This is a genomic window from Idiomarina xiamenensis 10-D-4 (genome assembly GCF_000299895.1).
Classification (GTDB): Bacteria; Pseudomonadota; Gammaproteobacteria; order Enterobacterales; family Alteromonadaceae; genus Idiomarina; species Idiomarina xiamenensis.
This window is the reverse complement of the sequence record NZ_AMRG01000001.1, coordinates 132,627-144,698: the sequence shown is the minus strand read 5'-3', so window position 1 is coordinate 144,698 and position 12,072 is coordinate 132,627. Positions and strand designations below refer to the sequence as shown.

11 protein-coding genes are annotated in these 12,072 nt (G+C 49.2%); all 11 read right to left on the bottom strand.

Annotation, left to right across the window (positions count from 1 at the left end; all coding sequences use genetic code 11):
• Positions 1–52 precede the first annotated feature (52 nt).
• The 11 genes from A10D4_RS00640 to A10D4_RS00590 are packed head-to-tail and all read right to left on the bottom strand — an operon-like array spanning position 53 to position 12,071.
• Entirely contained in the window at positions 53–484 is a 432-nt protein-coding gene (locus tag A10D4_RS00640) for a DUF2141 domain-containing protein (RefSeq protein WP_008487065.1), read from the bottom strand.
• A 29-nt stretch (positions 485–513) separates the two neighbouring features.
• Complete coding sequence (locus tag A10D4_RS00635) at positions 514–1,191, bottom strand: ABC transporter ATP-binding protein (RefSeq protein WP_008487064.1); 678 nt, start codon at positions 1,189–1,191, stop codon at positions 514–516.
• A complete protein-coding gene (locus tag A10D4_RS00630; protein ID WP_008487063.1) occupies positions 1,188–2,294 on the bottom strand; it encodes an efflux RND transporter periplasmic adaptor subunit in 1,107 nt (368 codons plus the stop codon). Before A10D4_RS00630 ends, A10D4_RS00635 begins: the two co-directional genes overlap by 4 nt.
• Before the next feature lie 5 nt (positions 2,295–2,299).
• Positions 2,300–3,478, bottom strand: a complete 1,179-nt coding sequence (locus A10D4_RS00625) for an ABC transporter permease (protein WP_008487062.1) — start codon at positions 3,476–3,478, stop codon at positions 2,300–2,302.
• Complete coding sequence (locus tag A10D4_RS00620) at positions 3,471–4,631, bottom strand: ABC transporter permease (protein ID WP_008487061.1); 1,161 nt, start codon at positions 4,629–4,631, stop codon at positions 3,471–3,473. Before A10D4_RS00620 ends, A10D4_RS00625 begins: the two co-directional genes overlap by 8 nt.
• 7 nt (positions 4,632–4,638) lie before the next feature.
• Positions 4,639–5,586, bottom strand: coding sequence for a thiopeptide-type bacteriocin biosynthesis protein (locus A10D4_RS00615; protein ID WP_008487060.1), 948 nt, complete (start codon positions 5,584–5,586; stop codon positions 4,639–4,641).
• Entirely contained in the window at positions 5,583–6,815 is a 1,233-nt protein-coding gene (locus A10D4_RS00610; protein WP_008487059.1) for a nitroreductase family protein, read from the bottom strand. Before A10D4_RS00610 ends, A10D4_RS00615 begins: the two co-directional genes overlap by 4 nt.
• 29 nt (positions 6,816–6,844) lie before the next feature.
• Positions 6,845–7,078, bottom strand: coding sequence for a hypothetical protein (locus tag A10D4_RS00605; protein ID WP_008487057.1), 234 nt, complete (start codon positions 7,076–7,078; stop codon positions 6,845–6,847).
• 7 nt (positions 7,079–7,085) lie between these two features.
• A complete protein-coding gene (locus A10D4_RS00600; protein WP_008487055.1) occupies positions 7,086–9,062 on the bottom strand; it encodes a TOMM precursor leader peptide-binding protein in 1,977 nt (658 codons plus the stop codon).
• A complete protein-coding gene (locus A10D4_RS00595; protein ID WP_008487054.1) occupies positions 9,059–10,921 on the bottom strand; it encodes a hypothetical protein in 1,863 nt (620 codons plus the stop codon). The genes A10D4_RS00600 and A10D4_RS00595 overlap by 4 nt, the downstream gene beginning before the upstream one ends.
• Positions 10,914–12,071, bottom strand: a complete 1,158-nt coding sequence (locus A10D4_RS00590; protein WP_008487053.1) for a lantibiotic dehydratase C-terminal domain-containing protein — start codon at positions 12,069–12,071, stop codon at positions 10,914–10,916. Before A10D4_RS00590 ends, A10D4_RS00595 begins: the two co-directional genes overlap by 8 nt.
• Position 12,072: the final 1 nt, after the last annotated feature.

The window sequence follows — 12,072 nt, the reverse complement described above, 5'->3', positions numbered from 1 at the left end:
GTTAACGTCTTGAAAGCTTAGGCAACATTTAGCTAAGTGCAAATAATTTACGTCATTCAAAATAACGTGCTGCTGCAAGTATGCGCTGATCGTCCGTTAATTCAAAAGCACTATCCTGAAAGTTTGGTGGCCCCATTCGACCCATCGCATCTTGGCTAAAAATCAATCCTTCGGCAGGCATACCATTTTGACTAAAGTTTAAGCGTTGATCATCGTTAGCATCGTGAAAAGCTGCAAACGCGTATTCGCCCGCAGGAATATCAGGAAATACAATTTTTACGGTGCCCTCAGCCGCTGGCACGACTTGTCTAATCTCACACACATTCGGAAACTGCTCGTCTTCTTGGCACAGCACCGCACGGATATTACCCTCTGCGGAGCTGACACCGGTAACCACAACAGTCAATTCGTGGCCCTCATCTGCTACAGCAGCTGTCGCCATAAGCGTCATCGACGCAAACATTAATCCCTGTAATTTATTCATAATATCCTCATCAATAAAAATAGTATTGGTTACTGAATGAACTTCTCTTCAAAGCTCCCCTTTTCTAACGAAAAAAGGTGTTTAGCATAACTCGCTGCGTCACTATCATGGGTCACCATAATGATGGTCTTGTTGAACTCCTCATTTAATAACTTCAGTGTTTCCAGAATTTCTTTGGTGGCTTCCGCATCAATATTTCCGGTCGGCTCGTCACATAAAATCAGTGGCGCATCAGAAACGATTGCTCTAGCTATTGCTACTCGTTGCTGTTGCCCACCTGAGAGTTCTTCAGGCAAATGGTCAGCGCGGTCTTTTAAAGCAACCAGATCTAATGCCTTTTTTACCCGTTCACGACGATCACTTTTACCCAATGAGGTCAACAAGAGTGGTAGCTCGACATTCTCAGCCGCGGTAAGGTTTTTTAATAGGTTGAACGACTGAAAAACAAAGGCGACATGCTGAGCGCGCCAATCCGATAACTGTCCCTCGTTGTAATGATCAATACGTTTATCGGCAAACCAATATTCACCACTATCGATACCATCAACACCACCGATGATATTTAAAAAGGTGCTTTTCCCTGTTCCCGATGGCCCCATCACCGCATAAAAATCGCCCTCATTTACACTGAAATTGAGGTCATTAAACACCTGCACCTGATTATTCTTCTTGCGGTAGCATTTATTAACGTTGGTTAATGTGATCACCGTCCCTTTCCTCCCTCACTGGCTAATCTAACACCATCAATAAAGCTCACTCTAACCGCCATATTGGGTAAAATGCGTTCCGAAGCCTTAAGAATTTCAATGCGCACACGCACCGTCGCTTTTGCACGGTCGACCGTGGGCACTATCTTTTTAACTTTGCCGTCGAACATCCAGTCATCGTAGGCATAAAGCTGAGCCTTAACCGGCTGTCCTTCATAAATTTTATCGAGGAAAGCTTCGTTCACATCAACTTCAATTTCTAACGATGACATATCGACGATGGTGCAAATACCCGTTCGGGTATAGCCGCCACCGGCTGAGCTGGGGGAGATGATTTCCCCAGGTTGGGCGTTTTTGATGGTCACCACTCCAGAGAATGGTGCACGGATAGTATGGTCGTCTAAACGCTTTTGCAGTTGTTCAACTTCAAGTTCATTCTGCGCAACATTGGCGCGTGCAATCGTCAGGTTGGACTGCAACACATCCAAATCAATACGTAACGAGTCAAGCTCTGACTGATTCGAAAAATGTTGCTCTGCCAGCGATTGATAGCGCTTAATTTGACGTTCGGTATCACGAATCTCTGCACGACTTTTTTTAACTTCGGCTTGGTATTGCTGACGCCGATTTTGCGCTAACTTTAAATCTAACTCAGCAATACGCGCATCTAATCGAGCTAATGCCTGACCGGCCTCAACCGCAGTTCCCTCGTCGACATAAACCTCTTCAATGAGACCAATAATCTTTGCCGACACCGTTGCCACACGCTGTGCGGTAATATGGCCTGAGGCCTCCAACACACTGTTGTTGACGCTAAACGAGGATTGTTGCGTATTATCCGCTCCGCCCTGCTTAGCATTGATTTGTACGGCGTCGTCGCTTTGCACCATAACTTGGCTGTTCTGTTGACTAGCGCTGATCTGCTGTTGCTGTTGATTTGCCATAGCGGTGCTTTCACTTGCTTGCCAAAAACCATAGCCAGCAATGCCAGCTACGGCAACGATGGCTAGCGGCATGAGTCGCCGCCCCAACGACGGTTTTGCTGGTGTTGCCGAGCGGTCGATGCGCAATTCGTTTAATGTTTCTATTTTTTTATTCATCATGCGACCTATGCTTCATAAGGTTTGCTCGCTTTAATTCTGCTACCGCCTAAAGCGGGTATCAGACCCGAAAGAACGCCCACCACTAACGCTAATAACAAAGCTTGGAGGGCAGTAACGCTGTCTACCTGCAAGGCGAATGAGACGGTATTAAAGCCGGCACCAAAGGTTGAAGTAAGTAACCCATCAAATAGCAACCAAGCGCTAATAAAGCCCACCGCAGCACCTAACAACGCGTAGATACAAGCTTCATAAATCACTATCGCAAACACCAAATCACGCTTAAAACCGACCAGACGCAGCACTTTAAACTCCTGTCGACGTGCGTCTATCATCACTTTTAAGCTATTAAAGGTGCCGCAAAATGCGCCGACCGAAAGGATAATCGCCAGCGGCCAACCGATATAAGTGATCAGACCTACCGTAGCGCTAGATTGCTGTTGGAAATGCGACTTTTCGGTCGCCAATTGCAGCTCTAAACGACGCTCCTCGGCTATTGCTATCGCCAAATCAATTAACGCATCGTCATTAAGTAATGGAATACGTACCGACTGAAATTGATTCTGTCGTTCGAAATCACTTTGCACGGTTTTATCTGACGCCCACACCTCGGATTCAAACAAATTACCGTGTAACTGAAAAATACCGACAATGCGCCACTTGACGCCACCGAGGTTTATTTCTTCGCCGACTTGCAGCGCATCGACGCGCTGCGCCAAGCTATGACCGACGATCAATTCTGCGGTACCGGGCCGAAACATGCGTCCCTGCACTAAGTTAAAACCTTCGTGTAAATCGGTAGCCGTGGCTTGTAGGCCCCGCAGGTTAATATTAATCCGTTCATTTTGATGACTTAGCGTGGTCGAGACGACGCTAACTAACTCGGCTGAAATTGCTTGTCGCTGGCCATAAAAGCGATTGACCAAATTTTGCAAAATATCTACCTGCTCTTGGCTAATATTGCTGGTAATTTCGGTTTGCGCATCAGCCGACAAAGCAATGCCAATATGCTCCGAACCAGAATTCGTTAAGGCTTGCTCGAACCCTTTTGCCATCGATAAAAAGCCAACCAATACCACGACAACCAGCGCTATCGAGATTATGGACGTTAGCGACATCCACTTTTGCCGCCACATAAAGCGGTGTGAAAAGCGGAAGAAGTGCCAATATAACGCGAATTTACTCATGAACTTTAAAGGCCTCCGCTGGTTTCATGCGCAGTGCTAAGTAGCTAGGAATAGCACCCGAAATCACCGCTAAGGCGAGCGCGATGACTAACGTTTGCAGCAGTACAAAGGGTGGCAAATTAATGTCGGGGATGATCGGCCAGTAATAAATCATGACCTTATTGACGATAAAGGCAAGCAACAACCCCAGCGCGGTTCCCAGCGAGACCAACAAGAACACTTCGGTATAAATCATGCGAAAAACATGCGCGCCACTAAAGCCGATAACTTTTAATACACCGATATCACGGGTACGCTGGCGCACCATTAAAGCAATGGTGCTAGCAACCACCATGACGATAGAAAGAAATGAAATCAGTACCACACTTTTGATAATAAAAAAGACATCACCAAACTGTTTAAAGAAGTCATCGTGAAAGGCCTTATCGGTGGCCGAGAAAGTGCTTTGTTGAGAGCGTAAAAAATGGTCATCAATGCGGGTTGCCAGTTGGTTAGCGTCAACGCCGTCTTGCGGTACAACAATAAAGCTGCCGACCGTATCCGGCCAAATAACACGACCGTCGTTCAAATAGTCATAATGTGCAATGACATATTTACGGCCACCTGAGGCATCGGTGGTCTCGAACAAGCCGCTGATTTCAAATGACCAGAAGCCAGAACCATCGCTGGGTTGAAACAAAATGCTTTTCAAAGGCACTTGGTCACCCACCTGCCAGCCAAATCGATTAGCGATATGGCGGTTGACCAACAAACCGTTTTTACTGCGCAAGAAGCGTTGTACAGCGGTATCGGAGATTTCCATTTCGGGATGCTGTTGCAGCCACATGGCGCCATCTACCGCAAATGACATGATATCTTGATCGGTTTCTTGGTAATGCAAACCAAACCACGTTGCATGGCCCACCGATGCAACGCCATCAATGGCGGCTAAACGCTGTTGATAAGCGATAGGCAACGGATCAACTAAGCCACCTTGGCTGATCACCATGAGTCGACTTTGCGCAAACTGGTCGCTACCACCGGACATCGAAAAATTAAGCGTGCCCAATACGCCAAAAATCAAAAAGCCAGAGCAAATAGTAAACAGCAGCAAGCAACTGCGTAAGCGGTTACGTTTGACGCTGGTCCAAGCTAATGATAACGCTTTGCTCATGGCACCCTTAACTCCGTTGGTCGGCGGTTGATAACGCTATGCGGATACGTTCGGCCAAGAAAAATTCATAAGCCGGCGTTACCCCAAGACGATTGTTTAACATATGAATTTGTGAACCGACCATACTCATAATGGCCATCTCGCACTGCTCGTCAGTCTCTACTCGCTGACCATCCAATGGCGAGACTAACTGCTGCTCACGATACAGCCGCCGCCATTCGTCAATGGCGTGACTCAAGTAGCTAAGCCAAGTGCCAATGACACCCGTGACCTGCTGTTCAACCACTTCATCTAAACTGCGCGCAATCGTTTTTCGTAACGCCGGATCGGCTTGTTGTGGTACTTGCACGCCAGCAGCATGACTACGCCAAAACTCAGCATAGTAGGTTGCAAACTGTTTAACAGAAGAAAGTGACGGATTAACAGTAAAGACTGAGCAAATGATCATTTTCAGTGACAATTGCAAACGCTGATTCAATTGTCCTTGCGTTGCCGCGATGATTGCCAACGCCACTTCGCTAGAAATCGAAAATAAACGCTCGTTAATGACCAACGCCGATTCGCCACCATAGCGCGCATACTCGGGCTCATAAGGGAACTGCTTTACTTCACCATCGTGATGCCAATCCAGTTCGTCGATAGCCATTGGTTGTCCGTCAAAACTATGATTGGCATAGTATTGTTCGGCACTGAGCGCTTGCTGTGCGGGTAATTGACGAGCGCTATCTTGTAGCTGATTAAGCACCTGCTGTGGCTGCTGCAACGATTCGAATCTAACGCGAATATGCGGGCCGCCATCCCAATAGCGCAAAAAGAACCAACTCGCCGTTTGCTGTTCGGCTTTTAACGTGCGCACCAAACTTGGTAATTGTTGTTGTAAGAAAACTTCTTGCTGCTCAGTATCGTGCAAAAACACGTGAAAAGCTGACCAGCGCTGTGCGTGAGTCGTTGTCATAGTTTTACCGCAAAGTTGTGATGGCGGTGAAAGCCCACCAAGACCTGAACCAATAATTGCCCGGTAAGCCCTAAGCGCTGCTGTAAAGCCGTATCACGAAACATTCTTACCGGGCGCGCAAAGGCGCCGAATAATGACGCCGTTAAGGCAATATCATGGGCCACCGCGCCAGCCGCCATATGCGCCAGCCGTAACGAACTATCACCGTAAGCCGCCAGCCATTGTTGCGGCTCGACGGTGATGAATAATTCCATCGTTAACGACGCGATGTTGTACTTTTGCTGACTGCTGTATAAGCAATCACGTAATTGATCTAAAAAAGCTTCTTTATCGGCGGGCAGTCGTAGCGCTTGTCCCTGGCCGTCATAAAGCCCTTGCTCAACGCCAAATGGATTAATCCAAGCGACCTGCATCGTTAACAACGACTCGCCCGCTAACCGTTCACGGCGCTGCGCTAATTGTTCGCGGGTTTGCAAAAAGTCAGTTAAAAACTGACGGCTCAAGGGCGGCGTTTTTTGTGCAAAACCAACCGCATCATTGGCCGCGGTACGACGCTGCATAACGCGTAACACATCGGTAGTCGGTAACGTTACCGGCGCGCTGCCGGATGGCGCCGATGAGGATGGTTCCGGCGTCGGCGCCGGAGTCGCAAACAGATTGAATAACGCCGGCAAGTTGGGCAGGCTGGCGTAAGCAATGGACGGCTCTTGCCAGACCGCGATACGGGTATCGGCAGCATTGCTCTGCAATAGCTGCCAAGGCGGTTGTTGGAATCGTAACGTCTGCGCCGCAAAAATTTGTGTCGCGCTTTGGTTGTCGACCAACAGCGCTTGCAGCGCCGGTAACGACTCAGGACAAGCGCTTGAGTGCAGCTCACACAGCTGCGTTAAGTAATTAGCTTGTGCGACTAAAATACCGGCATCTAAAGCAACGCCATAGGGGCTATATTCGCCATATTTATTGACCACCATCCAGTAGTTTCCGGCTATTGCTAAAAGCGCTTGGTCGGCGGCCAGGGGTTGCTGCCAGGCTTGCTGCCGGGCAACGCACTCTAACGCATGATAGTTGGGCTGATAGCGAAAAACATCGACATAGCCCTGCCGTGCTGTTGGCGTCAGTAAGTAGAAGCAACAGGAAAGTAAACCACCAAAGGAGCTTACCGGATAGTGAATATCGGGACGATTCAAGGGTTCATAACGCGCAGGTGCGGCGCAGAATTGAAACAGCAAGCTCAGTTTGTCGACATCACTTAAACTGGCTAAGGCAGAATCACCGCCAGCAATGAAATCGGCAACACTGAGACTAGTGCGCGGCGGTTGCTTAACGAGCGGTAGTAATTGTGCATCGCGTACCCCTTTATCAGGCGGCTATCCACTAAGATCGGCATGTACAGATTATCAAAACGACGATCGCTTGCTAATAACCAAGCATCCGCTGCATTCAGCGGTGGCTGAGAGGATGGTATTGACTGCTGAGCTAATAAATCGCGCATAACAAACTCACGGAAAATTATGTGGGTAAGGGTTCAAGTCACCGACATCGTTAAATTCGGTAACGCCCACGCTGCGTGCAAAGCGATTGATTCGGTTCAGCGCAATGCGACGATATTGATGTCCAAACGTCACCGGCAACAGACCCGGCGCAATAACCTTTACGCAATGCAATTGATGTGCAGCCAATTCAGGAAAGGTTAAGTCGACCACTAATACGTCATCAGCATAGGCCATCACTTGCTTAATGAGCTGACGTAAGTCGACAGTCATATCGCGTTGGCTATGTTGTGCATAAGCGTCGCCGTATAAATCGGACAAGCGCTGTTTGGGCTGCTCCGAAAACAAGAACGCCAAGCGCGAGAAAGTTTCCGGCAAACTATAAAGCAGCACGTGGTCGTGCATGTCCTGAACCTGACTGGGATCAGCGAAGAGTCGCTGTGCTTTTTCCTTTAACGGTGGCATCGACTGCTGATACACCCCCATTGAGGTAGTCACCTCGATCAGCCCGCTGTAAATCGCTTGCTCCGGGCGCAGATGAGCACCGGCAGCACAGTATGATTTTACCGGCGCGTGCTCGGCATCATCGACGATCATGCACCAAACCACGGGAACATCGATGCCGACCCGAATATCAAAGGCGTGTAAGCGGAATCCCTGACCTCGGGCGCGCGCTAACAGCAACTGAATGCGTTCGTCGTCAATGCTATCTAAGTCGATTTCAGGCGGTGTAAAACGACCATACCAAGTGGTCATGTAAGCATCTCTCTCGATCAGCTCTAGCAGCCCACAAAATATCGCTTCTTCTTTTGCGCCGCCCAATGCACAGCCATTAGAAGTCTCGTAAACAAAGCGGTTAACCGGTTGCGACGGGGTGTTTAGTAAATAGTAATAAACCGACTGCTCGGGCACTAACAGCGCCTGATCCTGTGCAAACGAGTGCGCCCACACCCAAGAGAATTCTAAATCCTCGCTGTACGCGGGCAGACCGTAGCCAGCTTCGTGTTGTTGCTGCTGATCGTGCAACAACAGCTGCTGAGGGTCGATAGCTGGTAGTTGTAGTTGCCGATAACTACTGCGTACCACGGTACGATGAGCACGCGGCGCGTGTCCGGCATAGCGCTCTAAACCCTCTAAAATAGCCACCATTTCGGCACTTTGTTGGGTTTCGCTGCGGCCATAGCCGCTCTCGACTTCTCGCGTATGCATGATCGGCAGTTCGGCTGAGTACATCGGCATCAAGTTCGAGGTCAGACTCTGATAAACATGCCGAATCAACCCCAAATGACGGTCATAAAAATCGCGTTTCAAACGTGCTAATGACAGTTGACTGTTGGCGACACGGGTATCACTTGCACGATCTTTCAAACAGGGTTGTAAGTCGAGCTTGGCGGCTGCGGCGGAATCGTCCGGTAAGCAGGCACAAATAGGACATCCTGGATCGCTGATGAAACGATGTTCAGAAGTTCGGTTACGCAGCACATCAAAGCGAATCACACGACGTGCGTAGGCGGCTAAGTGATCGTGTTCAAGCCGAGCAAAATGATAGTGCAATAGCTGTTCAATAATGTTCAAGCTAGCCGGCGACAGCGCACCAGGAAGCTGAGTTCGAATCTGATCGGGTGCGGGCTCGGCTAAGCGCGACCAATGATAAGGTTGATGGTGATTATTGTGCGCCCAGCGCCGCATACAGTTGATACAGCCCGCACCACCGTTAGCCACATAGGGACCTAGCCACATTTCACCGGGCGCCAAGCCGACCAGCAACAGCGCTTGTTGACGCTGCTTCGCTAAACGCTGCAATTCAGTCAGCCATGCATGCTGACGTAGGCTCGCAACGACCAGCAAAACCTGATCACTGTGCGCGTCAGGTGACTGATAAGCCGCTAACCGTTGTACCCGATGGTGCTTGGCAAAGGCCGCGTGTATGTGTTCCACAATTGGCGACCCGTCGTGCGCTATGAGCAAACCTGGTGACTGGCTCATACAACCTCCAGCGCTTCTGTAACGACATCAACCGTTCCGGCATAAACCCCCATCGATAACAGCGCAGTATCAAAGTACTGCTCGTGCAGGGGTGGCAATGACGGCGGCTCTTGGCGTGTCAGTTGACGCCAACGCTCACCTTGCTCATCAACAGCAACATTAGCTGCAGGTAGGCTATCGACCCAGCTTGCAACGCTCATGCTTAGCTCATGGCTATCGCCGAACTGCTGCTGTAAGTAGGCTTCGCCTAAGCACTGCCGAAGCGCTTCTAAGGGCGAGTAACTAACGGCATGCAGCGTCTGTTGTGGGCTAATTTGCAGGCCACAAACAAAGCAATAGCCTTGTTCGTCCCAATACAGCGTGAACTGCTGTAACGCGATTCCGGTGGTGGTTAAAAACTGCCATAGCAACTGCACTTCTTCATCGACTACTTGCGCCAAAGGCACCGACAAACTATGCAGAGCACGACAACGCTGAACATCGTTCAGCCAGTAACGAGCGAATGCCTGCTGTCGCCATGTGTTTACATCAAAGGCCACGGTTAACGCTTCGGCAGCGACCTCGGCGGCAGCAGCCATGCGCCATTGAATGGCTTTGCTCAACACCCGTAAACCAGCGCCGTCAGCACTCAACGCCACCGCCATTAGCGTGGCTGCCGATTGCGCAGCTGGCAGCGCGCTGACATCAAGGCGGGCATGAAAAAATGGGACTTGCTTTATTTGTCGTCCTGCAGTCTCGTCAAAACAGCCCAGTAATGGGTCAAAATACGGAAACAATGCCAATTTGACTTGTTCGTAAAGCAGCATATCGCGCTCTTCGGGTAGCTCAAATTCGCTTTCAAACGCTAACGGCGCTGTGCTTAGTTGGCCATTCTGCTCTACTCCACTGGCTGCCGTGGTCAGTAGTGGCAGCAGCGGGTGTCTGGATAACTCGAGATAAGGAGAGACTTGATAAACATAGTTACGTAACGAATTCAGCTCCAAAGCAAAGAAAGCTTTGACCAGATTTAACGCCGCCACGCTACCCAACACCGACCACGCCGCATCCGGCATTTGTACTGCGCTATCGGCTGCCGGTCGAATTTGCTGCAACATCGCCATATGGTCACACTGACTAATGCTGGTCACCGGCGATACAACCGCGCGCCCTTGCACCCCACCGGCAACCGCCGTCACCGTGGCAGGGCCAAACCATTGTTGCTTACGGTAGGGTAAATCGGTACTGCAAAACAGCACTTGTTGGTCGTTCACATCATGTTCGTCTGATAGCTTATCGACAACCTGCAGTTGGCACTGCCAACCTGGCAATTGTTGCTGGTAATCAGCGATAATGGCTTCGACTGCCGTCGCCGTGTCGCGGTCGTTGAGCACGGTTACGGTTAGCGTCGACAGACCCGATATGGCCAACCCATGCAGTGCCGAAATTAAGCTAGGCCCATTACCAATCAGCAAAATGCGCTGCTGCTGCCAAGCCGAAAAGCGTTGCTCAAAATCGCTACTGGCCTCTCTTAAGTACTGATAAAAATCGACAAATTCAGCACAATTCCACCAGCTTTCGGGTACCTTGCTGTCGCTTTGTCGCGGCATCAGCATTTGATGTTGCTGCCACTGCGTCAACAAGCTGTGAAATAGCGGTCTGACTTTTTCAGGTAGTTTTTGATGAATATCTTGCAAACTGACGCCGGCATCAATAAACGCCACGATTTTGGCGACGATGGGATAGATTTGCTGGCCTTTTAAAACAAAGCCACCATTCGCGCCCTGAAAATAAACGCCGTCTTCGACCTTATTAAAATAAATGTTGCCCTTTAACTGTAAATTCTGCTGTGGCAGTGAATGTGTTTGCGATTGCTCAGCCATGCTCACCTCCTGCAGCAACAGGAATAATGTCCTGCCAATTCAACTGCCATTGCCGCTCAACCGCGTTAGCCAGAATATGGCATAGCGAGAATTTTTGTACGGGACTGATCTCTAAGGTTGGTAATAACAGATAAAAATAATTGACGGTCAAGCGGTAAGCGATAAAGGGCTTCGAACGGAATAACTGCTTACCTTGTTCATGCTGGAGGGCGCTCTTAACCACCTTGCCGGTATTAAAATCACGATCGATGGTTTTAATATGGCTCGGTACTTGAGACGAGACTTGCTCAGCCATTTTCACAAAGTGGCGTTCGCTTTTAGAGACTTCATCATCGTCATCGATAAACGCCTGATAATTATCGGTAACCGTTGCCAACTGCTGTGCATAAGTTTCATCGACGATAGCCGACCATTGCCGTAGTAACTGCATAACCGTGCTCGATAATGACAACTGCGACCATTGCTCGCGCGTTAATTTGGCCAGACTGTCATCAACCACACTTTGTAAACGTTGATCAAGCGCATCAAATTTTTGTCGTAGCGCGCCGCTTTGGTCGTAATTTTCTAGAAAAAACTCGGCGTGTGAACGGTAGGAAATATAGCCACGCCGGATACCATCAGGCTGAAAACGCATCGCCACCATACCCATCATCAAAATTAGGGCGACAAAAAATTCGTTTTGTTGCTGCTGTTTTAATGCCACTAACGCGAGCGTGAGTTCGCAAGTCGCTTGCAAAAACTGCACTTTATTTTGATGCAGCGCTTCAATATCAACGCTTTCACTCAGCTCATAAGCGGCAATACTCACGCTGTTATTAGTCAATAGCGGTAAGTAAGGCGGCGAAGCCAATTCACTCATGCCCAACTGATAAGACAGTTTCTCGTAGGCTTCTGGCTGTAGCTCCGTGGTTGACGGGTGTTGTTTTAGCCAATCATCCAGTTGTGCTTTGATACGCGGATAACACGCATCAAACTGGTTTTGTGAGCATTGCAAAGTCAGGTCGATATGAGGACCAAACTTCCAGTGGCTTTGTAAGTAAGCGGTAATTTTTGCAGGCTTTAAAATGTCTTCAATGACGTGCTTTAGCGGCCCTAGCAGCAACGCCGATTTATCATTTTCAAAATAAGCAATTCGAATAACGTGCCACATG